18 protein-coding genes and 1 pseudogene are annotated in these 26,350 nt (G+C 69.1%); 7 read left to right on the top strand and 12 right to left on the bottom strand.

What is annotated here, in order from left to right; genetic code table 11:
- Positions 1–38: 38 nt before the first annotated feature.
- The 12 genes and pseudogenes from ACFFC4_RS15760 to ACFFC4_RS15705 all read right to left on the bottom strand — a co-directional run bounded on the left by ACFFC4_RS15760 (position 39) and on the right by ACFFC4_RS15705 (position 17,565).
- Positions 39–1,373, bottom strand: a complete 1,335-nt coding sequence (locus tag ACFFC4_RS15760) for a TIGR02679 family protein (RefSeq protein ID WP_375502538.1) — start codon at positions 1,371–1,373, stop codon at positions 39–41.
- Positions 1,370–5,382: pseudogene (locus tag ACFFC4_RS15755) on the bottom strand (TIGR02680 family protein). Before ACFFC4_RS15755 ends, ACFFC4_RS15760 begins: the two are co-directional and overlap by 4 nt.
- Positions 5,383–5,477: 95 nt before the next feature.
- Positions 5,478–6,734 carry a TIGR02678 family protein gene (locus ACFFC4_RS15750; protein WP_375502536.1) on the bottom strand — a complete coding sequence of 419 codons (1,257 nt, stop codon included), beginning with the start codon at positions 6,732–6,734 and terminating at the stop codon, positions 5,478–5,480.
- Positions 6,731–8,344 (bottom strand): TIGR02677 family protein, encoded by a 1,614-nt coding sequence (locus tag ACFFC4_RS15745; protein ID WP_375502534.1) that lies wholly within the window; start codon positions 8,342–8,344, stop codon positions 6,731–6,733. The genes ACFFC4_RS15750 and ACFFC4_RS15745 overlap by 4 nt, the downstream gene beginning before the upstream one ends.
- A 103-nt stretch (positions 8,345–8,447) precedes the next feature.
- Complete coding sequence (locus tag ACFFC4_RS15740; RefSeq protein ID WP_375502532.1) at positions 8,448–9,473, bottom strand: magnesium transporter CorA family protein; 1,026 nt, start codon at positions 9,471–9,473, stop codon at positions 8,448–8,450.
- 599 nt (positions 9,474–10,072) lie between these two features.
- Entirely contained in the window at positions 10,073–11,110 is a 1,038-nt protein-coding gene (locus ACFFC4_RS15735; RefSeq protein ID WP_375502530.1) for an alcohol dehydrogenase catalytic domain-containing protein, read from the bottom strand.
- 50 nt (positions 11,111–11,160) lie between these two features.
- Complete coding sequence (locus tag ACFFC4_RS15730; protein WP_375502528.1) at positions 11,161–11,700, bottom strand: cupin domain-containing protein; 540 nt, start codon at positions 11,698–11,700, stop codon at positions 11,161–11,163.
- A gap of 72 nt (positions 11,701–11,772) precedes the next feature.
- On the bottom strand, positions 11,773–12,960 hold the full coding sequence (locus ACFFC4_RS15725; RefSeq protein ID WP_375502526.1) for a sugar ABC transporter substrate-binding protein: 1,188 nt from the start codon (positions 12,958–12,960) through the stop codon (positions 11,773–11,775).
- Positions 12,961–13,009: 49 nt separating this feature from the next.
- Positions 13,010–14,077 carry an ABC transporter permease gene (locus tag ACFFC4_RS15720; RefSeq protein WP_375502524.1) on the bottom strand — a complete coding sequence of 356 codons (1,068 nt, stop codon included), beginning with the start codon at positions 14,075–14,077 and terminating at the stop codon, positions 13,010–13,012.
- A gap of 22 nt (positions 14,078–14,099) precedes the next feature.
- Positions 14,100–15,647, bottom strand: a complete 1,548-nt coding sequence (locus tag ACFFC4_RS15715; protein WP_375502522.1) for a sugar ABC transporter ATP-binding protein — start codon at positions 15,645–15,647, stop codon at positions 14,100–14,102.
- Between the two features lie 53 nt (positions 15,648–15,700).
- Positions 15,701–16,474, bottom strand: a complete 774-nt coding sequence (locus tag ACFFC4_RS15710) for an SDR family NAD(P)-dependent oxidoreductase (RefSeq protein ID WP_375502520.1) — start codon at positions 16,472–16,474, stop codon at positions 15,701–15,703.
- A 107-nt stretch (positions 16,475–16,581) separates the two neighbouring features.
- Complete coding sequence (locus tag ACFFC4_RS15705) at positions 16,582–17,565, bottom strand: amidohydrolase family protein (RefSeq protein ID WP_375502518.1); 984 nt, start codon at positions 17,563–17,565, stop codon at positions 16,582–16,584.
- 125 nt (positions 17,566–17,690) lie between these two features.
- Here ACFFC4_RS15705 and ACFFC4_RS15700 point away from each other — a divergent pair, with 125 nt between their 5' ends.
- The 7 genes from ACFFC4_RS15700 (at position 17,691) to ACFFC4_RS15670 (ending at position 26,350) form a co-directional block, all read left to right on the top strand.
- Entirely contained in the window at positions 17,691–19,334 is a 1,644-nt protein-coding gene (locus ACFFC4_RS15700) for a bifunctional 3-(3-hydroxy-phenyl)propionate/3-hydroxycinnamic acid hydroxylase (protein WP_375502516.1), read from the top strand.
- Positions 19,331–20,425, top strand: coding sequence for a maleylacetate reductase (locus tag ACFFC4_RS15695; protein ID WP_375502514.1), 1,095 nt, complete (start codon positions 19,331–19,333; stop codon positions 20,423–20,425). Before ACFFC4_RS15700 ends, ACFFC4_RS15695 begins: the two co-directional genes overlap by 4 nt.
- Before the next feature lie 8 nt (positions 20,426–20,433).
- A complete protein-coding gene (locus ACFFC4_RS15690) occupies positions 20,434–21,372 on the top strand; it encodes a dioxygenase (protein ID WP_375502512.1) in 939 nt (312 codons plus the stop codon).
- Positions 21,362–22,243: an IclR family transcriptional regulator gene (locus ACFFC4_RS15685; RefSeq protein WP_375502510.1), complete on the top strand. Its 882-nt coding sequence runs from the start codon at positions 21,362–21,364 to the stop codon at positions 22,241–22,243. The genes ACFFC4_RS15690 and ACFFC4_RS15685 overlap by 11 nt, the downstream gene beginning before the upstream one ends.
- A complete protein-coding gene (locus ACFFC4_RS15680; RefSeq protein WP_375502508.1) occupies positions 22,240–23,148 on the top strand; it encodes a VOC family protein in 909 nt (302 codons plus the stop codon). The genes ACFFC4_RS15685 and ACFFC4_RS15680 overlap by 4 nt, the downstream gene beginning before the upstream one ends.
- An 83-nt stretch (positions 23,149–23,231) precedes the next feature.
- A complete protein-coding gene (locus ACFFC4_RS15675) occupies positions 23,232–24,869 on the top strand; it encodes a (2,3-dihydroxybenzoyl)adenylate synthase (RefSeq protein WP_375502506.1) in 1,638 nt (545 codons plus the stop codon).
- The gene (locus tag ACFFC4_RS15670; protein WP_375502504.1) at positions 24,866–26,350 is read left to right on the top strand and encodes an MFS transporter; all 1,485 of its coding nucleotides are present in this window, start codon (positions 24,866–24,868) and stop codon (positions 26,348–26,350) included. The genes ACFFC4_RS15675 and ACFFC4_RS15670 overlap by 4 nt, the downstream gene beginning before the upstream one ends.

The raw sequence follows: 26,350 nt of genomic DNA, 5'->3' as shown, positions 1-26,350 counted from the left end.
CACTCCTACCCGGGTTGAACGTTCACAAGGAACCGCACCTACTCCGCGCCGCCCTCGGCAACGAGGTCGTCCGCCAGCACGTCCGCCACAGCCTCCTCCTCGATGGCCAGGCCGTAGTCGGCCATGACCGCCGCGAGTGCCGGCTCCCACGGCGACCCGGCCGGAGTGCCGATCAGGGCCCGCGAGCGCGGACCGGCGGCGAGCGCCGCGTAGTCGGCCGCCGAGTACCGCCATGGCGACCACGCGATGCGCTGCAGCAGTACTCGGGCGATACGCAGACCGCCCCAGTCGAAGTCGCCGTGGAACCGGCACGCCGCCCCGTGCGACGTCAGCGTCTCCAGCAGTTCGATCACGGCGGTGCTCGGCTGGCCGCCGGTGCAGACCAATACTGGCGCGGAGCCGACGTCGACCCTGGCCCAGCGGTGTGCCGCGACCTCGACAACGGTCGGGTTCTCGCATACGTGCACGGTCGCGTCCGATGGCAGCGCCGCGACGCCGTCGGAGCGGACCTGGTCGAGCGTGAGAACGACCGGCATACGGGCCGTGCGCATGGCCTCGAGCGCCGTCGACGTCGCCACGCCCGCGGCCCCCGGAGGCAGCTGCTCGTCCACAGCCGACCGACCAGGAACACCGAGGCACAACACCGTCGAGGCGACGTTGGATAGGACGACGCCGGCGGCCGCCCATGCGTCGCGGACCGGCACCGGTTGCCCGGGGGCGAATGCCTCGCCGACGACCGTGGCTGCGAGACGACCTAGCGGTCGGGAGGAGTCCAGCGCGTGCGCGTCGCCGACCGTCCGTCGGGCGAGCATCGCCAAGGGCTCCCCCGATGACGGGAGCGCGACCAGTACGCGCGCGACATCACCGACGAGTTCCGACGCCACCGCCGGCCCGCTCGCCCGGCCGGTGCGCCCAGCCTCGGCCCGCGCCGAGCGTTTCAGCCCGCCTGCGGCACACCAGCCGTCCCACCATTCCGCAAGGCCTGTAAACCGGGCTGCCGCACCTGACAGCAGACGGCGCGCCGCCTCCCACTCGGCCGTGTCGCGTTGCCGCTCGGCGACGCTATCGACGACGGGACCGGTGAGCGTCTGCACCGCGTCGGCGAGGCCGGCCGGCCACGGGCCGCGGCGCAGAACCTCCTCGACGGCGGCAAGGTCCACCCGCAAGCCCTCCCCCGCCCGTCGCGACGGCCCGACCAGACGCACGACGCCCGCGCGCTGCTCGCCGGTCGGCTCGCGCAGCTGCACCACCCCGGTGAGCGGTTCGTCGCGAGCGGCGACGATCCGGCCGCGGACGCGCTGCACGAGCCACGCCGTCTCAGCTCCGCCGAGCAATCGTTCGAGCGCCGATCGGTCACCGGTGCGATCGCTCATCCGAACAGGGACTCCCCTGCGGGCGGCGCGGCGAACACTCCCGCGCGTGCACCGCTCGCGACGTCGTCGAGGCGGGTGCGCCGCTGCCCGTCCCAGCGCCAGCGGGTGACGCCGACGGCGTCGACGCCCTCCGCGCGCGACAGCTGGGCGATCGCGAGGCCCGGCACCTGCGGGTAGCACCCCCACTCGCGCTCGCTGGTCATCACGACGTCCAGGTCGAAGGTGGCCAGCAGGCCGAGGGACTTGGCGCGCGAGTCGTCGTCAACACCGGCGAACGCTTCGTCGAGCAAGATCAGCCGCGGGGCGAGCGGGCCCGCGGAGTTGTAGTGGGCTGCCGCCGCGGCGAACAGCGGCACCGAAACGGCGAGCACTTTCTCACCACCCGACGCGGGCCCGCTGGCCGAACGCCACTGGCCGTTCTGCCAGCGCTCGACCACGAAGGAGTGCCACTGCCGGTAGTCCAGCGCGTGCTCCAGGTGCTCGTTCCAGCTGCCGGTCGGGTCGGCCTGCCGGACGATCGCGATCTGGGCCTGCAGGAAGTCGCCGATCGCGCTTCGGTCCTCGGCGGTCCAGGTGGCGTCCGATCGCAGCATCAGCGCGCGCGACGCGACCAGGCCGGCGGGACCGTCCGACCGCGCCTGCCAGCGCACTCGCAGCTGCATCCCGGTGGAGGTCTTACGGTGCGACAACTCCGTGTTGATCCGCGTGATCTGGCCCTCGGCGCCCAGCAATAGCTCATGCAGGTGGCCGGCGACCTCGTTGACCAGATGGTTCTCCAGGATCTCGCGTTCGCGCGCGCTCAGCAGACGTTCGCGCTCGGCGACGTCGGCCGCCAACCGGTCGGCCAGCCGGTCGATGTCGACCTCGTCGCTGAGGTAACGCACCCGCGCGACCAGCACGTCGTCGTGCTGCTCGACCCACGCGGTATGACCGTGCCGGCTCATCTGCGCGGCCAGCGTGGTCTGCGCGGTGGACACGCGTTGCTGCGCCCGGCTCCACGCATCGTCGGACTCCTCAATCGCCTCGAGGTGCTGCTCGGCGGTGCGGGACAGGGCGAGCGCCGCGGTGACGTTCCATCCGTCCGGAACACCCGGGTCGGGCACGTCGAGCTCCGGGAGCGCGACGCGCAGCAGACCGGTGCCGGCGAACAGGCGCAGCGCGTCGATCACCTCTGCCCGTTCGGCCGACCGCTCCTCGCGCCGGATCGCGAGTTCCCGGCCACGCTCCTCGAGCGTCGCGCGCCTCGCCGTCGCCGACAGCTGCTGGGCCTCCAGGCTCGCCCGCTCCTCGGCGACCCGGCTGAGTGCGGCGGCGGTCTCGCCCAGTCGGGCCTGAAGCTCGGCGACGGACGCTCCGACGCTCGCCTGCAGTTCGTCCGCCCGCGCCCGTAACCGGGTCGCCGCCTCGTGCAGTTCGCGCACGGACGTCTCGTGATCGGCGAGCAACCGGTCGGCCTCTGCGGTCCGAGCCGCGGCCTGCTTACCGGCTGCCGCAGCCGCGTCCGCCGCCTCGACCGACCGGCGCAGCTCGATCAGAGCCTCGGCGTAGGCGTTGACGGCGGTCAGCGCAGCGTCGAGACCTTCTCGGGTGACGCCGAGCCCCATTCCGCGCGCGGTCTCGTCGCGTTCCGCCGTCGCAACCGCGGCCTGCGCCTCGGCCTGGTCCGACGAGGCGCGGACGCTGGTCACCTGCTGCTCAGCGCTTACCAGCTCGCGCTCGGCCGCGGCGACGTCGGCGTGCGCGGTCGAGACTTCACGCTCGGCGTGTGCCGGGTATCCCGCGAGCTCGGTCGCGACCGCAGCGGTCAACCGGTCGGCCTCCGCTACCTCGGCCTGCGCAGCGGAGCGCGCGTGTTCGAGCGTCGTCGCCTCGGCTCGCAGCTCGATAAGGAGCTGTCGACGATGGGCCTCCGCGCTCCCGCGCCGACGTACTCGGCCCGCTCCTTAGACCACGATCCGCGGGCCGGGCCGGCGCCCCAGCGTCCGTCGACAGCCACCCACAGGGCGGCGCCGGAGTCCGCACCGAGACCGATGCGAGACAGGACGTGAGCGACGACGAGGTCCGTCACCGCCGCGTCCGCGCCGACCGACGGCACCAGCACCTCGGCCAGCGACGCTCCGTCGGCCTCGGCACCGGACGGGCCGAGGATCACGTCGCCGTCGGCCTGCACCGTTCCGTCGGCGAACACCCACGCGTCGAGGAGCCCGGCCGACTGAAGCGCCGCTTCGACGGCAGCTCGGCGCGCGTCGGCTATCCCGGCGGCGAAGTCGGTGACCCGCCACAGCGGCGCGCCCGCCGAGTGCACCGTGACGGGCGCGCGGCCCGGAGCGCGCGGCGGCTCGGGATCGGTACCCGCCTCCAGCGCAGCGATGCGTGCGTTCAGGTCCGCGAGCTGGCCGGCGAGCTGGCGCTCCTGCTGCGTGCCCACCGCCTGGCGTTGCGCCAGGACAACCCGAGCGTGTTCGGCGGCCGCGCCCACTGCGGCACGGACGGGAGACTCCCCGTCGAAGCGCCTCGCCCAGCCCTCCGCCGTCTCCACCGTCTCGTCGACGGCGCCGTCGAGTACGACGATGGTGAGCGCGTCGAGATAGCGGCGGACCTGCTCGGTGTACGCGCCGACCGTCTCGTCCACCTGCACCCCAGCCGCGCGGACGGCCTCCGCTCGCCGGGCCGCGTTCGCTTCGGCGACGTCCAGGGCGTTGCGCAACCCGTCCGCGTGAGCCCTCACCTTGGCCGCTTCGCGGACCAGGCCTCGAACGTGGGCGATCTGCTCACGGCGACGGCCGAGCACCCGGCCGGCCGCCGCTTCGTCGGCACGAACCTGCGGGTGCTCGGTCGCCAGACCGGCGGCATCGGCGAGCGGCGCCGCCGCGCTCTCGCGCAGGTCGGCGTCCGCCGAGACTGTCCGGAAGCGGGCGCTCGCCTGCTGTTCCTCGGCCGCGTACTGCTGGGCGCGTGACCGTGCGTCGGCCAGACGGCCGTTGCCTTCGGCCAGCTGCCGTTCCTTCTCGGCAGCCGCCATCTCGGCCTCGTGCAGACGCGCCGCGTCGCGCATCTCCGGGCTCTCACGCAGCGCCTGGTCCTGACCGGTCAGTTGCTGCTGCCGCTGCACGGCGGTTGCTTGCGCCGCCGCGATCCGCTCGACCTCGGCGGCCGCCTCGGCGAGATCGGTCTCGGCCTTGGCGAGGTCGCGTCCGGCGTGCTCGTAGGCGGAGTTGGTGACGCGCACGCGCGTGGTGCGACGGCGTGCCGCGACGCGCGCGTACGCGCGGTAGTCCTTCAGGAACGCCTCGGCGGCGCCGAGCGTCTGCCTGCTGTCGTCGATCGCGAGGCGCTCCTCCTCCAGCGAGCGGAACGACTCCGCGACGTCAGCGACGACGGCCTGGTCGAGCGGGGCGAGGGCTTCGGTGAGCGCCGCGGACAGGGCGCGCTCGTCCGGACGTTTCGACAGCTGCGGTTGCCGTAACTGGATGAGCAGGTCGACCAGTGCCGCGTACCGTTCCGGCCCGAGCCGGAACAGCGCCTCGTCCACCGCCCGTCGATAGGCCTCCTGGGTTGTGTACAGCTGACCAGACCCGGCGACCGCGTCGCGCAGCCGTTCCTGGCTCAATACGGTGCCGGACTCGTCGAGCAGTCGCAGCTCACCGATCCGTCGCGACGTGGTGAAGTACCAGTGCTTGACGATTCCTCGGTTGGCAGCCGCCTTGAGGCCGATGCCGAGGGTGATGAACTGTTCGGGGCCGTCGTCGTCGAGCCGACCGAACTCGACCCAGGTGTAGCCCGTTCGCTCGCTGTGCGGGTGCGCGCCGCCGAGCAGCAGGTTCCACTCCATCCGCTTCTTGGGATCGGCGTCCGGTTCGACCCGCCGGGGCGCGAGCGACCCGTCGAGCAGGAACGGGAGGGACAGCGCCAGCACCTTCGACTTGCCGGTGCCGTTGTTGCCGCGCAAAAGCAACCGGCCGTCGTGGAACCAGAACTGCTCGTCGTCGTAGTAGAAGAGGTCGACCACACCCAGTCGCAGCGGCGACCATCGCGCGGTGACGGGATGCGGCAGCGCGTCCGGGCTCGCCGTCGCGGGGTCGAGCCAGCTGTCGTCGACGTTCGTCAACGGTCGGTCCGCTGCCGGATGGTGGGGGCAGTGACCGCAAACCGTCGCAGCGCCGGTAAGGGATGGACCACGGCGTCGTTGCCGGTTCCCGTCACGCGCGCTAGGCCGAGGCCGACCAGCCGGTCGAGCGCATCGGCGACAAGGGCGTTCTCGGCACCGGGTTCGCGGGTCGTGCGGCGCCAGAACCCCGCGTTCTGCTTCGCCAGCCCCTTGACGAGGCGGCGGAGCCCGACAACGTCTACGGAGCCGACGCGTGCGAGGTACTCGGCCAGCAGCAGGGTGGCGTGCCCGTCGGTGCCCTGCTCCGGCATGCGGACGTCGGTGAGCTGATCGTCGGGGTCGACGAGTGCTATCCCCTCCGCACGCAGTTCGGCGACCAGGCCGGTCGCGTCGGCGAGCCGCCGGGTGAGCTGCACCCGCTGGCCCACCAGGTAGAGACGCTCCGGCTCGGGGAGCTCGTCGTAGTAGACGACCGGGTCGCACAGCAGCCGGCGCGTGACCGCGTGGCGCAGACGACGGGTGGCCTCGTCCTCTGTATAGGCCGGCGGCGGTTCGTGCAACGCGTTCTCGATCTCGCCGATCGTAGGGGCCGCGCCGAGTGCGGACGCGACGAGTCCTGGGCTGTGCGGCGCGGACAGCATCGTCGCGAGCACGCGTCGGTCGACGTCGTAGAGCGCGTCGCCGCTGCCTGCGGTGTAGGACTCCTCGTCGCCGGCCACACGGGTAAGGACTCCGTAGCGCAGCAGCAATCGGATGGCGGCGACGAGGTCGGTTCGCTGTTCGCGATCGGCAAGCGTGAACTCGATACCCTCCAGCCCGGGCTGCCTGGCCGCGAGCACCACCTCGTCGGCCACCCTGCCCAGCGCGACCTGCGGGTCCGACCGTTCCAGCACGGCGAGGGTGACGCAGAGCAGGACGTACCGGCGGCGGGTGAACCCCGGGTCGCCGCTGCGCGCTCGGGCCGGATGCCGCTCGGCGACGGCGACGGCGGTCGGACCGTCCGGGACGTAGGACAACTGCAGCCGTGCCGTCTGCGCGTCGACGACGAGTCGCCAGCCGGTCTCCCGCTCGAACCACTCCCGCAACTCCTCGGCGTGCCGCCGGGCCAGCCGCACGAGTTCGCCGTCGGTCTGCGCACGCAGCACAGGGCGCATCAGCAGCGCGCGGAGCACGCGCGTGCGACCCTCGGAATCGCGGTCGTCCAGAGCGCTCGAGATCCTCGGCGCAAGATCGAGCCGGCTCATCCGGGTCATCCGGCGGCCCAGTTTACGAGGTCACCCGCGGCCTCATCGACGGCCGACGCGATGTCGACGAGGTGGTCGGGCCCGGCGAGCGTGCCGTCCGCAGTGTTGATCACGGCGACCCCCGACCCAGGCGTCCGGATCAACGTGACCGTCAGTTCACCGTCGGAGGTGTGCACCTGCGCAGTCTCCGGGTTCGGTCCCATCGCCGCCAGCGCGTCCCCGAGCAGCGCGAGGAAGAGCCGGAACGACTCCGGGTCGAGCACGCCGAACGCGGACAGCGGCTTCGGTCCGCCGGTGAGGATGCGGCGCCGGGCCGCCGCGGTCTGCTCGGCCTCCTGCCTGGCCCGATCGACCAGCAGCGCCTTCGCGACGGACCGGTCGGTGACCCGGACCGCCTTGCCGCGGCGTTCGTAGGCGCCGGTGCGGCGGAGCTGCGGGCTGATCTCCAGCGGCGGCGCATCGGCCCACGGCGTCACGTTGCCGAGGTCGGCGGACGCCCAGGCGTCCTCGGTGGCCGCGGTGATGCTGAGATGCCGGACCGGCGTGAGTCCGAACGCCGAACGCCACAGCCGGTGCCGGTCGCCGTCCGCGGGGAGCGTCGCGAACCACCGCGCCAGGGTCACGAAGTCATGGGTGCGGTCGGTGCGTCCACCTGCCTTCTCGTGCAGCGCGCGGACAACGGCCAGCAGTGCCGGGATCGCCGAGCGGGCCCGCGCGCGCAACAACTTGGCCTCGCTCTCACGTGCTGGGGTGCTGACGAACCAGTCGGTGAGGCCAGACCACTGCCGCAGCCACGCCTGCCGTGCCGACGCGGCCGCCGTCTCGGCCTCGCCGGGCGCTGCGTCGACCGCCTCGCGCTCGGCGGCGATCGTCACCAGTACGTCGATGCTTGCTGCGTCGAGGGACCCGAGCAGCTCGGCGATCGCTGCGCCCCGCACGAGCAGGTCGTTGATGAAGCGTTCGAGGTAGTCGACGAGCTGTTCCTTGTAGGCCAGGAACGCCTCGACGTCGGCGTCGTGCAGGTCGATGGTCCGCTGGATCGATCCCATGAACGCGACGGCGTTGTCGGCGAGTTCGACGAAGCGTTCCCGCAGGCTTCGCAGCGTCTGGTGCGCGAGCGCTGCGTCGACGGTGGCGCCGGTCGCGTGCTCGCTCACGGTGTGGCGCAGCGTGATGAGCAACGCGACGATGTCCTCGAGCGCGACCGACTGCAGCGAACCGCGAGTCCCCAGCGCGGCGTCGTATTGGGCCAGTGCCCGCTCCGCCGCCTCGCCGGCACGCGATAGCTGGAACAGCATCCGCCGGCGGTAGAAGTCCTCGATGGCAGTGACCCGGCTGGAGTCGGGGAAGGCGAGCAGGTTGCCCCACCGCCCGTCCGCCAGACTCTCCAACGCGTTGCCTACCGCCTCCTCGGTGACGGCATCGCCACCGTCGACGGCGACCCCCGCGTACACTTGCTCGGGACGGACGTGGACGGTGAACCGTTCCTTCTCCACCATCAGCACGCGCATGACCCGCCGGTAGAGAACCGAGTTCGGCGCCGTCAGGTAAGCGAACGGCCCGTACGTGCCGGCGTCGGCATCGGCCGGTTCTGGCGTCGGGGTAATCGGATCGCTCATGTCGTCGAATCCTTCCATGAGGTACCGACCGGACGCGCTGCGTGAGCCAGCCAAGTCGTTCGGGTCCCACGACTGCGACTAAATCTGTCGCTTCCGTACTCCGCTACAGCCACTTCTTCAGCCGGAACACCACGTACAGGGCCGCCGCCACGACGACGATGACCGCGCTCGAGACGTAGAAACCCGAGTGCGCCGCGAACCCTGGGTAGGGGACGTTCTGCCCGAAGAAGCCGGTCACCGCAGTGGGCACGGCGATGATCGCCACCCAGGCCGAGATCTTGCGGGTGTCGTTGTTCTGCCGCACCGAGGTCGCCGTGAGCTTCTCCGTCGCGATCGTCAGATGCGTACTCGTGCGGGTCTGGAAGAACTCGATGACCCCGTGGACGAAGTCACGCTGATCCTCCGCGATGCTGCATACCAGCTCGAACCGATCCGCGATATCGGACACCAACGCCCGGTCGGCCTCGGAGAGCTGCGTCAGCTTGGCCATCCGACCGTAGGTCGCGCTTGCGTGCGCGGCCATCGTGCGCACTGCGAGCAACTCCTGCCGCACCACGAACAGCTCCTCCAGCAGCGCCTCGGGGTCGTCGTCACGATCGTCGTCGGTCACCAGCTGTTCCAGGCGGCCGGACTCGCGCGCCAACTGCGCCACCAGGTCCGTCTCGTGCCGCACGAGCGCCGACAAGATCGCCACCGACAGCTCCATCGGCGAGCGCGGCCGCAGCGCGCCCTCCTTGACCCGTCGCAGCACCGCACTCGTCTCCCGCGCCGCGACGTGCGCCTGCACGACCGGGTTCAGCGGGCCGTGCACGGTCACCACGTAGTTCGGCCCGACGAACTGGTCCAACTCCACGTAGTGCACGTGCCCACCGGTCCCGAGGTCCGGGGCATGCACCACTGTGAACTCATGATCGTCGTAGGCGTGGATCTTCGACACGTGATTGCGCTGCACGCAATCACGGACCGCGAGGTCATGAAAACCGAAGACCTCCGACAAGACCGACGCCTCGCTGTCGGCGCACACCCTCATGTCCACCCAGATCAGCAGATCGGGATCGGTCAACAGCCCCGCCAGCTTGGCAACATCATGCTGCTCTATGCCGGCGTCAGAAATCGTGTAGACGTCCATGCCGACAACCGTGACAGACCCGGCAACCACCATCGCGCCTGACCTCAACAATCGGCCGGCCGCGCCGCGCGCGACGCGTCCTGCTGGTGAGGCTCAACAACATCCGCAATCTGGAGCGCATGGCAGCTCGCGACTGTGGCAGGGCCGCCGAAGATGACACGCAGCAGCCTTCGCCGCGCCGGCATCGCGTCCTTCTTCGAACGCGGGCGCCGCGATGATCAGCCCTGCGACGGGATCGGCCTACCACCACTCGAATGCCAGGTTGATAAGCAACCCGACAGCAGAACCGCGGAGAGGAACGCGAACGCGGTCACCCGCAATGCGGTCTGCTCGCAGGACTCGAGGCGTGCGTGGTCGCAGGCGAAGAATCGCGGCGGTGAGGGCGATTCGGTATCGTGGGAAGCCGGCTGGGGCTCACTCGTGCCACTTCGTGCCGGTGACATCTGGGGACATGATCTTGCACGAACAACTGCCCCAGGCCACAGTTGGACGCGCGCGGACGCGATCCGCGTCCGCGACCTAGCGACCCGTGACCGGGTCCCACACCGAATGCCGCCGGGGTTAGCTGTGGCTCATGAGTTGCGTCGTCGTCGAAGGCCTCAAGAACTGGCGACCTCGATCACGACCCGTCCGACATTGCTCATCGCTTCAAGGCGTCGATGAGCATCGGCGACGGCGTCAAGCGGGAAGGTCGAATCGATCACCGGACGCAGCTGATGGTCCTCGACGAGCTGCCAAAACAGCGCGCGGGACGCCTCGTTCGCGCTCCGGACGCCGATGACGCGCTGGCTCGCCAGGTACAGCGCGGCGAGATTCAGCTCGACCTTTCCGCCGAACATCGCTCCGGAGCTGACTACTCGGCCGCGCGGCGCGAGCGCGCCCATCGTCAGCTTCCACAGCTCTGGGGAACCGACGTTGTCGACCACGATGTCCACGCCACCGCTGCTGCGCTCGCGGATTTGATTGAGAACTCCCGGCTCGCTCGAGTCCAGCACGGCGTCGAACAGCTCCAGCCGCTGCAGCTCGGCCAGCTTGGACGGGCTGCGTGTAGTGCCAAAGACCCGGCAGCCGAGGGCACGAGCGACGACGGCCGACATCGTGCCCGTCGACGACGCAGCGCCCTGGACGAGCACCGTGTCGCCGGCCCGGACGTCGGCGTCGGTCAGCTGCACCGTCGCAAGGGGGCCGTTGACGCTCATCGCCGCCGCCTCGACGAAACTCACGTGCTGCGGCAGCGGCCGTAGGTTGATCGCTGGCACGACGGTGAACTGCGCGTAGGCGCCGGGGCGCGTAACGCCAACCAGATTGAGATTGGCGCAGCTTTCAGCGCGCCCGTCCGAGCACGGCTTGCACGAGCCGCACGAAATCGCGTTGTGTACCACCACCCGCGACCCGATCGGGAACTTGGCGTCAGTGTCGGGCCCGTACTCGACAACCTCGCCGGCGTGCTCGGAGCCCAGGATGTGCGGGAAGTCGTAGCGCGCGAAAGGCACGCGGCCGGCGCGGTTAGCGACGTCGAGAAAGACGTTGACCGATACCGCACGTACTCGGATGAGTACTTCGCCGGATCCGGCCCGCGGCGTGGGCATGTCGGCGCGTTCGAGCACTCCTGGGTCGCCATGTCGGCGGATCACCATCGCGTGCATGATGTCCTTTATCCCCGAGCCAGACGGTTCCTGGTCGTGTGTCACGCGCTGGCAGGCGCGGAGCGCCCGCCGTCCAATGAGGTGAGCTGCTCGATGTCGTAGCGCGTGCGCAGCTCGGCTACCGCCTGCGGGTCGGGTTTGCCGGCCGAAGCCGCGAGCAGCTCCATCAGCTCGTCGAAATAGTGTTCGTGACCCCCGGGAACCGACGATTGGAAGAACGCCTTCGCCGGCTGATCGGTGCCGTTGCCGAACGCGTGCGGCGTGTTGGGCGGCACGAACAGGAAGGCGCCAGGTCCGCCGCGCAGGAAACGTTGCCCGGTCGCCGACTCCCATTCGTGCCAGTCGGACACCGACCGGTCGAGTGGTTCGAAGGCGAGCACGTCGAGCTGGCCTTCGAGCACGTAAAAGATCTCCTCCCCCACCGCGTGCACGTGGGCGCCGACGTCCCAGCCGGGCGGGACAACGATCTCGAATGTTGACGTCAACGCCGGGTAGTCCATCGTCGTCTTCACGGTCGCATCGAGGCCACCGCCGACGATCCGACGGCCGGCGCCCGGCGGCAACATGAGTCCTTCAGACATCAGCTCGCTCCTGCTCGTCGCGACGGTCGGCGGGGTCGGCGGGAGATCCCCACCGGCCCGCCCGGTATAACCTCAGCCGAGGCCCCAGAGCTTGGTGTACATGGCTCGGAAGCCTCCGTTCGAGTACCACGATCCCGAGGCGTAGGCAGCCGCGCTCTTGGTGTTTGACGGCACGTTGGCCTTGTCGAACAGCCGCAGCGCCGGGAGGTAGTTCACCTGCTGCTGCCCGGTGATGATGCGCAACAGGGCGTCCGTGGCGTTCCACATGGTCTCCGCGGTGTCGACACCCGGGTCGGCCGCCTGCTGTCCGCTAGCGACCCGTTGCAGGCCCGGCGGCTGGCCAGTGACGGTCAGGTAGGTGAACTTGCGACCGGTGACCTGCTTGGCCCCCTGCAGAGCGAAGATGCCCGACGGGGCGTCGTATCCGCCGAATACATAGTTGATTTTCGGGTTGGCGGTCATCGCGGAACTCACCGCGGTGGGCAACTTGTCGATTGTCGGGTCGCTGAAGCTGACGACGGTGAGCTTGCAGTCGGGGCACTGCTTGGCGAACTCGCCCTTCACCGCCGCCGTCTGGGTGACGCCGGCGTTGGAGTTGTCGGCGACATAAAGCACCTGTGCCTTGCCCCCCGAATCGGCGATGATCCAGTCGGCCCCGAGAGCGGCGTACACCGGGCCGCCGATCGTGAGTCGCCGAATGTCGGGGTTGTTCGGGAAGCTGCCGGGCTTGTCGTTGTCGGTCGCGACGATCGGGATCTTTGCTGCGATTGCGGCGCCGTAGGCCTGCGAGGCGAAGGAGTAGTCCAGCGCGGCGGTCACGATGCCTGCCGCATGGCTCGACACGGCCTGCTTTAGGCAGGTATCGGCGGTAGAGGGGTTCGTGGCCGCGTCGCACACGTGGACGTTCACCCCCGCAGTCTTGAGCGCGGCGGTGAGCGCGGTCGCCTCGGCCGTGAAGATGGGCGCCTGCAGGAAGATCGGGATGTACCAGACCGTCTTCCCGGCGAGCTTGTCCGTCACGCCGGTCAGGGCGACTCCGGGCTCCGGAAACGTCGTGCGCAGCGGCGAATACTTCGCCACCTGGCTTTTGGCATAGGCCACCCCAGTGGCGCCGGACGAGCTGCTCGACGACCCGCCGCCGCCCGAAGACGACGACCCACTGCCGCTGCTGCCACATGCCGCGAGTGTGACGGCCGCACCCACCGCCAGCGAGATTGCGCCGATTCGTGCTCGGTCACTCGGTTTTATGAAACGCCTCATGGTGACACTCCTTCTGCTCAACTTTGAGCCGGGTTTGATGGGCTGGCTATCAGACGCGCAGGGCACGCTTGCGGGTGAGGGTCGATGCGATGACGGCGGTGATCAGCGCGGCTCCATAGAAGACGTCGCTGATCCAACCCGTGTAGCCGAGGAGCTGGAGGCCGACGATTCCAGTGACCAGGAAGTAGATCGCGATCATGGTGCCGATGGGATTGAACCTGCCGGGTTGGACCGCCGCCGTTCCCAGGAAGGTCGCCGAAAGCGCTGGCAATAGATACGTGGGCGAGCTGTTCGGGTCGAAGCCGCCGATGGTCGCGGTGACGAGCACCCCTCCGACGCCGCAAAGCAGCCCTGAGGTGACGTATGCCCCGATCCTGATCCGGGTCACGTGCACCCCGGCCAACCGGGCGACCTCGCGGTTGGCGCCAACGAAGGTCATGTGGCGACCGAGTGCGGTGTACCGCACGAGGTAAGCGATCAGGAGGGCCAGCGCGAGACCGTAGAAGAAGCTGATCGGCAACCCGAATGCGACGGTGGTGTTCGCGACTTTGCTGAAGCTGTTACTGAGCCCGGACACGGCCTGCGAACCGGCGAATCCGGATGTCAGGCCGAGCAGCAAGGTGCCCATGCCGAGCGTGGTGACGATCGGGTCGATACCGAGCCGGACGACGATGAAACCGTTCACCGCGCCGACACCGCAGCACAGCGCGACGGCGACGAGCGACGCGACCGCCGGGTTCCACCCGTGCTGGACGACCATCACCGGAATGAAGGTTGCCGACAGCCCGAGGATCGCAGAAATAGAAAGGTCGAATTCGCCAACGGCGAAGGTGACCACGGCGGCCATCCCGAGGAAGACCAGCGCAGTCTGAGAACCGAAGATTGTCTGGAAGGTTCCGGACGTCAATAGCACATCTGGTTCGATGATCGCGTAGACCGCGGCGACCGCCAACCAAACGCCGACCAAGGCGTACCGGCCGAGGAACCCGCTCCGTCCGCGCTGATGGAACCGGCTCATGAACCCGCCGACGGCGGCGTCCTCGGGCACGGTAGCCCCGGAGTCGGCCGGCGCCTCATCCGCAACGCTGGCGGTCGGTTGCTGGGTATCGATGCTCACGAGTCCTCCGTCATTTTTTCGGTCAGCTGGCTGCAACGGGCACCGGATAGGTGGCGGCCGTGATGGCGTGTGGAGACAGGACGGCCGTCAGTTCGGCGGCGACGACACCGTCTCGAAAAACCAGAACCCGGTCGCAGACGGCGGCGAGGTCCTGCGTCTCGATAGACGCGATCACCACGCCAACGCCGCGGTCGGCGGCCGCGCGGATGGCCCGCAGGATGTCGATGCGGGCGCCTACGTCGACGGCCTGCGTCGGCTCGTTGAGCAGCACGACCTCGGGCTTGTTGAGCAGCCACTTGGCGAGCAGGATCTTTTGCTGGTTACCGCCGCTGAAGGACGAGCAGGGCAGGTTCCGCTGCGCCGGGACGATGCCGAGCATGCCGACGGCCTCGCGAAACTCCGCTGCCTGCCAGCCGGATCGAAGCATCAAGCGACCCCGGGCTCGGGCGCGGGGCAACGTCAGGTTGTCCTGCGCCGAGAGCTCGACGGCCAGGCCTTCCTGGCCGCGGTCCTCCGGGACGAATGCGACACCGGCTGCGATCAGCTGCCCCGGCCCCGCCGACGGCAGCGTAAAGGTCCGGCCCAGGATGTCGAGGCTGCCGCGCCCCTTCGCTGCGACGCCGGCGAGGATGGCAGGCAGCTCGGCGTGTCCCGAACTAGATCCCCCCGTGATCCCGACGACCTCTCCCGGCGCCACGTCAAGGTCGATGCCCCGCAGGAACTCGCCGTGGATGTCGCGCGCCCGCAGCACCGCCGTGGGGCGGTGACCGGGTGCCTGTGTCGGAGTGCGGCCTGCAAGGAGTTCGACCTCGCGCCCGAGCAGCAAACGCGCCAGGGACGCCTCGGTCAGGCTCCTGGTTTCCCGGTCGCCGGCCACGACGCGGCCGTCCTGCAGCACGGTCACCCGGTTGGTCAACGACAGCACTTCGTCGAGGCGGTGGCTGACCAGGATGATCGCTGTGCCCGTGGCAGCCAGCCGCCGGATCGTCGCGTAGAAGTCCGGCAGTAGGTCGCGCGGTAATGCTCGTGTCGACTCGTCGAACACCACGCATCCGGTGCCCGGCATGAGGTTCTGCAGCGCGCGCCCGATAGCGACGATGGCTTTCTCGCCGGGGTGCAACGTACTCACTAGTTGCGAGGGGTCGATGTCCGAGTGCAGCCGTTCCAGGGTCTGCTGCGCGACCGCGCGTTCGGCTCGCCAGTCGATGCGCCGGGTCAGCCGGTGCGCCGAATACTGACCGAGCCGGATGTTCTCCAGGACCGTCACCTCGTCGACGAGCCCGAGGTCCTGGTGCACGAACGCTAGGCCGTGCTCGCGCAGTTCTCGGGGTCGGACCGGGTTGGCCAGCCGGGTGCCGTTGATTTCGACGGTGCTGCCGGCGTCAGCCGGGTGCACCCCGGAGAGCACCTTGATCAGGGTCGACTTGCCGGAGCCGTTCTGACCGACTAGCGCGTGGATCTCACCGGATCGGGCGGTGAAGTCGACGTCGCGCAGCACCTGGGCGGGCCCGAACGTCTTGCTCAGCCCGCGCACCGACACCCACGGCGGCCGCACGGCGGGCGGGTTCACTGTTGACGCCGGCTCGCGCGTCTGATGAGGGGACGCCTGGTGAGGGGACATAGTCACGCCATCTGCCAGCCGCCGTCGACGTTGAACGACGCGCCGGTGATGTTGTGAGCGCGGTCCGAGGCCAGGAAGGCGGCCATCTCCCCGATGTCTCTGGGCGTCTGGAAGCGGGCCAGCGGGATGCGGCTGCGGAAGAATTCCCAGCCTTCTTCCTCGGTGGTCGCCTGCAACGTCGCGAATTGCCCGACGACGGCAGTGTGCAGCTCGGTCTCGAGGATGCCCGGCATGATCGCGTTGACGGTGACGTTGTGCGGCGCGAGTTCGAACGCCAGCGTATGTGTCATGCCGCGGACCGCGAATTTCGAGGCGACGTAGGGCAGCACCATGCCGAAGCCGCGTTGCCCGACGATCGAGGACACGTTGATGATCCGGCCGCTGGCCTGCGCGATCAGATCCGGCACGAAAGCGCGCGTGGTCAAGAAGGTGCCGCGCGCGTTGACGTCCATGACGCGGTCGTACTCGTCCTCGGTGAGGTCCTGGATCGGCGCGGGGTGCGGCCCGACCCCGGCATTGTTGACCAGGATGTCGACCCGGCCGAACGCCTCGTGCGTGGCGTTGCGCAGCGCGGTCGCGGAATCAGCGCTGCGCACATCGTGGCGCACCGCGACAGCCGGGCCGGTCAGCTCCTTGGCCGACAGCTCGCCCTGGTCGCCGTCGACGTCGGCGATCACGATCGATGCGCCGGCCGCGCTCAGCGCCTCGCAGCAACCGAATCCGATGCCGCGAGCGCCGCCGGTGACCACGGCCACCCGCCCGTCGAGATCCCCCATGACGTGTCCTTTCGTCGTCCGGTCGAGCGGTAGCCGAGAAGAAGTGGCCCTGAGTGGTCCACCTCACCACACCACCCACCAAGGTAGGTAGCATTATTTTCAGGTCGTTACTGTGAATCGTCCGCAGCCGGCGCGATGTGCAGCAGGGTCTCGGCGTTGACGTGGGCGATCGAGCGGCGATCGGCCTCGCTGATCGCCGCGCCGTCCAAGAACTTGGTCGCCGTCGTCATGTCCTCGAACGGGTAGTCCGTACCGAACAGGACATGGTCGGCCCCAAGGGCGCTCAACGCACACGTCAACGGCGGTTCGGAGCAGACCCCGCTGGTCGTGATGTACAGGTTGCGACGCAGGTACTCCGACGGCTTGCCGCGGCGCAGCTCGATTCCCTGATGGTTGTGGAAGTCCCAGCGCGAGTCGAGCCGCCACAGGACGTAGGGCAGGCCCTCGCCCATGTGCCCGAGCAGCAGCTTGGCGTTCGGGAAGTCGTCAAACACCCCGCCGAAGATCAACCGCAGCGCATGGGTGGACGTGTCGGTACCCCAGCTCCACATCGGCCCGATGAGCTCGGGATGACCGCTCAGCACGTGTCCGGCGTCGAAGCCGTTGCCAGGATGCAGGTAGAGCGGGACGTCCAGCCGTTCAGCAGCCTCCCAGACGACCCGCAGGGAAGGGTCGTCGAGATAGACGCCATGGGTGTGTGCGTTCACGAGCGCGCCCTTCAGACCGAGCTCGGTCACTGCGCGGTCGAGTTCCTTCGACGCCGCGAGCGGGTCCTGCAACGGCAACGCCGCAAAACCCGCGAAGCGGGTCGGATGTGCGGCGATCGTGTCGGCCAGGAAATCGTTGACGCGCACCGCGGCGCGGGCGGCGAGCTCCGGGCGGGTCTCAGCCTGGATGCCCGGCGAGTTCAGCGACAGCACGGCGACGTCCACGCCGGAGCGGTCCATCTCCGCCAGCCGCTCGCCGGTCAGGTCGAGCAGGCGGCGGGAGGCTTCGCGCCAGACCTCGGGCTGGGCGATCGTCGCCGTCGCGGCGCCGTAGCCGGCCAACTCCTCGGTGACGAAGTGCTCTTCCAGCGCGATCTTGCGCATGATCCTCCTCGCTCGCTGTACGCAACCGGCGGACCAAGTTCGTTCACCATGTCGCATTGACTTCACGAATAGTGGAACCTATCGTCGGATCCGTCAAGGGCCAGTTATTTCGTCAGGAGCGACGCGTGCACCGAAACGGTCTGGGTAACGAGGGCTTCGAGGCCGATGTGGCCGTCGTGGGATATGGGCCGACCGGCATGGCGATGGCGGGGCTACTCGCCCAGGCCGGGCATCGCGTGTTGGTGCTGGAACGCTATGCCGGGCTGTACAACCTCCCGCGAGCGGCAATATTCGACGACGAGACCATGCGGACGCTCGACAAGCTCGGCATCGCCGAGCAGATGGCGCCCAAGCTGCATGTCCAGCGAAACTACGAATGGGTCAACGCGGCCGGCCAGCTGTTGATCGACCACTCGTTCGCCGAGCGTGGTCGCAGCGGTTGGGCGGAGTGGTACATGATGTATCAGCCCGAGCTGGAAGACGCTCTCGACGCCGCCTGCCGAGCGCTGCCGAACCTGCGCATCTCGCACGGAGCGACCGTCGTCGATCTCGAACAAGACGACTCGGGCGTCGTCCTGCACGTCGAGGAACTCCACGGCACCCGCCGCGCGATCTCCTGCCGCTACGCCGTGGCGTGCGACGGCGGCAACAGCGCCGTCCGCCGCAAGCTGGCCATCGGCGAGGACGACTACGGCTTCTCCGAGCCGTGGATGGTGTGCGACTTCCGCCTGACCCGCGAGGTGCAGCTACCCTCTGCCCGCCAGGTGGGCGACCCGGCGAAGCCGGTGTCGATCATTTCGCTCGGCCCCCGGCACCACAGATTCAGCTTCATGCTGGACTCCGCAGCCGATTTCGAGCTGGCCAGCGAACCCGCGTTGATCTGGGCACGAGTCGCCGACTACCTGCACCCGGACGACGCCGAGCTGATCCGCGTGGCCACCTACACATTTCGGTCCTTGGTCGCCGACCGGTGGCGCGATGGCCGCATCGTGCTGGCCGGGGATGCGGCGCACCAGATGCCCCCGTTCCTCGGACAGGGCATGTGCTCGGGCATCCGCGACGCGCAGAACCTCGCCTTCAAGTTCGACCTGCTGTTGCGCGGGCGGCGCGGTGCGGAGCTGTTGGACACCTACCAGCTCGAACGCGGGCCGCACGTGCGCGCCGTCGTCGAGAAGGGCATCGAGCTTGGCCGGCTGCAGACCGTGCGCGACCCGGTCGCAGCGGCCGAGCGCGATCAACGGCTGATCGCCGCACGCGCCGAGGGCCACGACACCGGATCCATGCGCTTTCCCGGCCTGCATGCCGGATTATTGTCCAGCTCGCCGGCGGGCGGCCGAGGTGAGCTCTCGATCCAGGCAGACGTGGACGACGCCGGCCGGCGCGGACGATTCGACGAGGTGCTCGGCCGCGGCTTCGCACTGATCGTCACCGCGGAGGTCTACGGCCTGTTGAGCTCCGACGGCACTGCCGACGCGCTGCGTTCAGCCGGCGTCGTGCTCGCCGGCGTCACCCAGCAGGCGTCGCACACCGTGCCGGGCTCGGTCGTGCTCGACGTGGACGGCACCTACGGGCAGTGGTTCGCCGACCACGGCGTGGTCGCAGTCGCGGTCCGGCCCGACTTCTATGTCTATGGCAGCGCTGCTGACGCGCCCGCTGCGTCTGAACTGGCTACCGAGCTCCTGCGCGATCTGGGCGCCGACGGTTCGGGGACGGATTCGGAGACGCCGCATGCGCTGGCGGTTCCGCTTCGTTCAGGGGCGTCGGCGTGACTGCCTTTCACTACGACGCACTGCCGGGACGGGTCGTTTTCGGCGCCGGCTGCAGCACGCGGCAACTCGAGCCGGAGCTGCAGGCGCTCGGCGCGCGCCGGGTCCTGCTCGTGGTCGCCGAGCAGGAGCGCGCGCTGGCAGACAAGCTCATCGCGCCGCTGGGCACACGTGTCGCTGCAACCTTCACCGACGTCCGTCAGCATGTGCCGCAAGCGACCGTCGAGCGGGTGCTGGCAGCTGCGCGAGCGGCGGACGCCGACGCGGTGCTGAGCATCGGCGGGGGGTCGACCACCGGCACCGCGAAAGCCGTAGCGTTGCGGACCTCGCTGCCCATCGTGGCCGTGCCCACCACCTACGCCGGGTCGGAGATGACGCCGATCTGGGGAATGACCGCCGGGGGCCGAAAGACGACCGGCCGCGACCTCGCGGTGCTGCCGAAAACGGTGCTCTACGACCCCGATCTCACGCTGTCGCTGCCCTCGTCCATCACGGTGTCCAGCGCCTTCAACGCTATTGCGCACTGCGTCGAGGCGCTGTACGGGCCGGGCGCCAACCCGATCACCAGCCTGGTGGCCGTCGAAGGAATCCGCGCGCTGGCCGCGGGGCTCGTTCCAGTCGTCACCGACCTGCACGACAGCGCCGCGCGCAGCGATCTGCTCTACGGCGCCTATCTGGCCGGCACCGCGTTCGCCGCCGCCGGATCAGGCCTGCACCATACGATCTGCCACGTGCTCGGCGGCGCGTTCGACCTGCCGCACGCGCCCACACACGCCGTCGTCCTGCCGCACGTTGCCGCCTTCAACGAGCCAGCCGTCCCGGACATGCGGCGCGCCGCGCGGGCGCTGGGCAGCGACTCGATGGCCGACGGGTTGGCCGCATTGGCCGCCGCCACGGACGCGCCGACGTCGCTGCGTGAGCTGGGCATGCCGCAGGACGGCGTCGAGGAGGCAGTACGGGTGATCATGCAGAAGGATCTGAGCGGCAACCCGAGGCCTCTCACAGAGGGCGACGTGCGAGCCATTCTCGGGGCGGCGTTGGCCGGCCGGCCGGCCGCTGTCGAGGCCTATGCAACGGCTGCCCCGACCCGATGACGACGGACATGGATCCGACCCTCGCGGGCGTCGATGGCTCCGTCGATCCCGCCCTCACCCAGCGTGTGCTGGACAGCTTCGAGGACTCGGTCTCGCCTCGATTTCGGCAGGTGATGCGCAGTTTGGTGACCCACCTGCACGCGTTCGCGTCCGACGTCTCCCTCACCGAGGACGAGTGGGCGTCCGCCATCGAGTTCGTCACCCGCATCGGCCAGATCAGTGACGACTCGCGGCACGAAGCGATCCTGCTGTCGGACGTGCTCGGCTTGTCCATGCTGACCATCGGCATCAACCATCCGCCCGCCGCGCCGGTCACCGAATCGACGGTCATCGGTCCCTTCTTCGTGGAGGGATCTCCTGAGTTCGCGAACGGCGATGACATCTCCGGCGGGGCTAGCGGTCAGCCGTGCTTCTACTCGGGCACCGTCACTGGGCTCGACGGGCAGCCTCTCCCCCACGCGCTGCTCGAGATCTGGCACTCCGACGAGGACGGGAACTACGACGTCCAGTACGCAGACCGCGATTCGGCGCAGGGCCGCGGGCACCTGCGCGCGGACGCGTTCGGCCGTTACTGGTTCTCCTCCGTGTTGCCTGAGCCGTATCCCATCCCGCAGGACGGCCCGGTCGGCGACTTGCTGACCGCCGCCCGCCGCAGCCCGATGCGGCCCGCGCATGTCCATTTCATGATTGCGGCCGATGGCTTCGTCACGCTTATCACGCACGTCTTCCGCGACGGCGATCCCTACCTCGGCAACGATGCGGTGTTCGGCGAGAAGGATTCCCTCGTTCGCGCGTTCGAGGCCCGCGGTCCTGGAGTGGCACCGGACGGGCGACAGCTCGATGAGTTCTTCACCATGCGCTACGACTTCGTCCTGCAGCGGTCGGTCGACACGCCGGCGCCGCTAGACCCGCGTGAGCCGTCAATAGGATCGGCCGATGACATCTGAGGTCGAAGGCCGGGTCCACCGCGTAGCTGCTCCGGCCGGGCACAGCGGTGGCGACGTCGCCGAGGCGGGCCGGGATCAGGGCTCCGAAGACGGTCGTCAGGGCATTCAGTCCGTCGAGATCGCCATGACGGTACTGCTCACTCTCGAAGATGGCGGGGGTCCGATGAGCCTCACCCAACTGTCCACCGCGAGCGGCATGCAGCCCAGCAAGGTGCACCGGTACCTGGTCAGCTTGAGCCGTGTAGGGCTGGTTGCGCAGTCGCCGACATCGGGACGTTACGACCTGGGCCCCTCGTTGCGTCGCCTCGGCGCTGACGCCCTGCGTCGCATGGACGAGGTAGGGATCGCCTCAGACCACTTGCCTGGGTTACGCGACCGAACGGGACATGCAGTCAACCTGGCGGTGTGGGGCGATCACGGTCCGGTGATCGTAAGATGGGACTACGGTGCCTACGCCCTGCCCATCACCGTGCGGGTCGGATCCACGCTGCCATTGCTGACCTCGTCCGTAGGACGCGTCTACCTCACATACCTGCCAGCGACGCTGACCTGGCCGGTGCTACGCGCACAAGGCCCAGACGTCGCCCGGGCCGATCCGGCTGTCGTCGAGGAAATTACGGCCACCGTGCGGCGCGACGGCTTCGCCACCACGGCCGGCGCGGTCATCCCCGGCATTTATTCAGTCGCCGCCCCCGTATTTACCACCGGAGACCAGTTGCCGCTGGTGGTGTCCATCGCGCTGCCCGAGCGACTCGCCAACGCGGCCCTGTTGCAGTCGGTGACCGCAACGTTGCTCGAAACGACAAGCGCGATGTCGGCCGACATCGGCTACACGGGGCCTATGAAGCTCGAAACCAGGAGTTCCCGATGAGAGTCAATGGTTTGCTGCATTACGGCCTGCAGGTTCCAGACCTGGAGACGGCCGCCGATTTCTACGGCACCTTCGGCCTCGACGTGAGCGAGCGAGCGACGTCGCTGGCCGTTCGCTGCGTGGGCCGCGATCAGGACCAGACCGTGCTGGTCGAGGGTTCGGACAAGCGGCTTCATCACGTCAGCTTCGCGATCGCGCCGGGCTCCGGGCCACAGTGGCAGCGGCATCTGGAGGAGCAGCACATCGAGCTGCTCGACGGGCCAGGTGGGGACCTCGGCGCTGGCCTGTGGTTCGCCGACCAGGACGGCAACCTGGTGAACCTGCTCGAGCGCGACGTCGCGGAGCCGCGGGCGGTCGACACGATCCCGGTCAACCTGGCCGGCGGCTACCAGCGGGTGGATCGGGCCAGGTGGCTCGACGCGGACGCGCCCGCTGTGCCCCGTCGGCTCGGCCACATGCTCATCTTCACCACGGACAACCTGCGCGCCGAGCAGTTCTACGCAGCCGTGCTCGGACTTAAGCTTTCCGACCGGGTGCCGGGCAAGGCGAGCTTCATGAATAGCGGGCCGGGCGACCACCACATCTTCGGATTCATCCAGAGCAGCCATCCGGGCTTGCACCACTCGAGCTGGGAGGTCGAGACATTCGACCAGCTCGCGATCGGCGCTCGGACCATGGCCGATAGCGGTCATCGGGTGGGCTGGGGCCTCGGCCGGCACACGCTGGGATCCAACCTGTTCCACTACATCCGCGACCCCTGGGGCAGCTGGATCGAGTACTTCACCGACATCGACCAGATCACCGAGGACTGGCAGGCCCGAACGGACTGGACTGCCCCGCCTGCCGTGTGGTGCCCGATGATGCCCGAGGACTTCCTCCAAAACCAGGAAGACAAGCGAGACTGACGTATCAGCCCTACCTACGCAGGTAGGTAGTATGGGTGTCGATCCGACCTACGACGGAAGGGCATCTCATGAGGCTGGCAGGCGTGACCCCGTTCCCGCCGGAGTACGCGCGTCGATATCGACGCAAGGGGTATTGGGAGGACCGTCCGCTCGTCGAGCACTATCTCGACGCCTTCGAGCGATACGGCGAGCGGGTGGCGATCATCGACGACACCGAGTCGATAACCTATGCCGAGCTCGCGGCGCGCGCCGCGACCGTGGCGCGCGCACTTGTCGACATGGGCTTGCGTCCGCTGGACCGCGTCGTGGTGCAGCTGCCGAACACGGCGCAGTTCGCGTCGTTCTACATCGCGTTGCAACACATCGGCGCGATCCCGATCATGGCGCTGCCGTCGCACCGTTACCGCGAGATCGAACAGTTCGTGCGGCTGTCCGGCGCGGTCGCGTTGGCATCGCCGGCCACATCCAAGGACACGGACTTCGTCTCGATCTTCGATCGGATCGCGAGCGCACAACCGTCCTTGACGCTGCACATCGTGCAGGATGCGGCACCGGAGTCGAACGCGGTGCGGCTGGAGGCGTTGCACGAGGGCAACCCGCGCACGTCGGCCGACCAGGTCAAGGAGCTGCGCAGCGCCATCGACCCGGAGGACCCAGCGGTGTTCCAGCTGTCCGGCGGCACCACCGGCATCCCGAAGCTGATCCCGCGCAGCCACAACGACTACGCCTACAACTCCAAGCTTGCCGTCACCGTGTGCGACGTGCGCGCCGGCGACGTGCTGCTCGATGTGCTGCCGATCTCGCACAATCTGCCGCTCGCCTGTCCGGGCATGCAGGGCTTCCTGTTCGCCGGCGCAACGGTTGCGATGAGCGCCACCACCAACGCGGCCAACCTCTTCCGTCGGATCGAGCGCGACCGCGCGACGCATGTGCACGTGGTGCCGGCACTGTTGATCAAGCTGATCAACGACGGCTCGGCCGCCGACTTCGACCTCAGCTCGATGCGCGTCATCCAGAGCGGCGGTCAGCGACTCCAGCCGGAAACGCGCGCGCGCGCGCAACGGATCTTCGCCAATGCCACCGTCCAGGAGAACTTCGGCATGGCCGAGGGCCTGATCATGTTCGTACGGCTCGACGACCCGCTCGAGGTGCGGCTCGAGACCGTCGGCCGGCCGATCTGCCCCGACGACGAGGTGCGACTGGTCGACGAGGTCGGCGCCGACGTGCCGGTCGGCGAGACCGGCGAGCTGTGGACACGCGGGCCTTACACGCTGCGCGGCTACTTCGACGCGGCCGAGCACAACGCGCACGCCTTCTCACCCGACGGCTTCTACATGTCCGGCGACTTGATGTGGCAGCACCCGAGCGGAAACTACGTCGTGGCGGGCCGTCGAAAGGATCTGATCAACCGCGGCGGCGAAAAGATCTCCGCCGAGGAGATCGAGAACCTGCTGCTGTCGCATCCCGCGGTGTTGAACGCCGCGTGCGTGCCGGTCGACGACGACGTGCTGGGCGAGCGCATGTGCGCGTGCCTTGTGCTGCGCCAGGGTAGCTCCGTCACCCTCGAGGACGTGATCGTGCACTTGCAAGCCTTCGAACTGGCGCGGCACAAGCTGCCGGAGTACCTGCGGATCTATCCCGAATTCCCGCTGTCGCCGGTGGGCAAGGTCTCGAAGAAGCAGCTGGTCGCCGACCTGCGCGAGCAGCCGCCGCGCCGGTGATCAGTTCCCGCCAGCGCAGCGTCGCCCTGCTGGTTGCTGGCTGCTTCTTCATGGAGAACCTGGACGGCACCATCGTCGTCACAGCGGCGCCGCGGATCGCCGCGGATCTGAACGTGTCGGCCGCGTCGGTCGGTCTCGTGATCACCGCCTATCTGATCACCCTTGCCGTCCTGATCCCGCTCAGCGGCTGGCTGGCGGGGCGCTTCGGCAACCGCGCCGTCTTCTTCGCGGCCATCGCGGTCTTCACGCTCGCGTCAGTGTTGTGCGCGGCGAGCCCCAACCTGAACGTGCTGGTCGGCGCCCGGGTGTTGCAGGGGATCGGCGGAGCCATGATGGTGCCCGTCGGCAGGCTCACCGTGCTGGCCGGGACGCCGAAGGTCGATCTGCTGAAGCTGATGTCCTACATCGTGTGGCCCGGACTCGTCGCGCCAGTGATCGCTCCGCTCGCCGGTGGGCTTATCACGACCTACGCCAATTGGCGGTGGATCTTCCTCATCAACGTCCCGCTCGGCGCCGTCGCGCTCGTGGCGGCGGTCCGGTTGTTGCCGGCGTCGCCGCGAGGCGACGTAGCGCCGCTCGACTGGAAGGGCGTCGGGCTCACGTGCGCGGGCTTGGGCGGTTTGACCTACACCGCTCACCTGGTATCCACGAGTACCTCGTCGTGGACCGCGATCGTCGTCCTCGGCGTGCTGTCGGCGCTCGTGCTGGCCGGCACCGCGCGCTACCTGCTGCACGCCCCCTCGCCTGTGGTGGACCTGCGGACACTGCGCATCCGCTCGCTGCGCCGGTCGCTCTCGGGGCTGTGCCCGTTCTGGTTGACCGTCGGCGCAGTGCCGTTCCTGCTGCCGTTGCTCTTCGAGGACGTGTTCGGGTGGGGCGCGGTGAAGGCAGGCGCCGTCGTGCTCACCGTCTTCGTCGGCAACATCGGGATCAAGCCGGCGACGACGTTCCTGCTCAATCGCTACGGGTTTCGACGCAACCTGATCTGCGCGAGCGCCGCGGTCGCGGCCAGCGTGGCGGTCGCCGGGCTGTTCACCGCCACCACGCCGATCCTGACCGTCCTGGCAGTGACCGTGCTCAGCGGCGCCGCTCGCTCGCTTGGTCTGACCTCGTACAACGCCCTGAGCTTCAGCGAGGTCCCCGAGGACCAGATGCGGCACGCCAACAGCCTCGCGGCCACCGTGCAACAGCTGTTCGCGGGCTTGGGCGTCGCCGCAGCGACGGTCGCCCTGCGGGTGGGCGCGCCGATCGGCAGCGCCGTTTTCGGCAGCCGCGCGCCGGCGACCCCGTACACGATCGCGTTTCTGCTTCTGGCGTTGGTCGCACTGCTCGCCACCGCGCAGGCCTTCCGGCTGCCCCGGGACATCGGCGACGCCGCCCGCCAGCCGCACCGGCCGCCCACGACGGACCGCACACTGTCGAGACCTGCACCCAGCAGTCTTGACGCGAGCGTGCAACGCCGTGGCAACCTACCGCGGTAG

The organism is uncultured Jatrophihabitans sp. (assembly GCF_964244045.1).
Taxonomy (GTDB): Bacteria; Actinomycetota; Actinomycetes; order Mycobacteriales; family Jatrophihabitantaceae; genus Jatrophihabitans.
The sequence above is the reverse complement of the archived record's forward strand: the minus strand, read 5'-3'. Positions and strand labels throughout refer to the sequence as shown.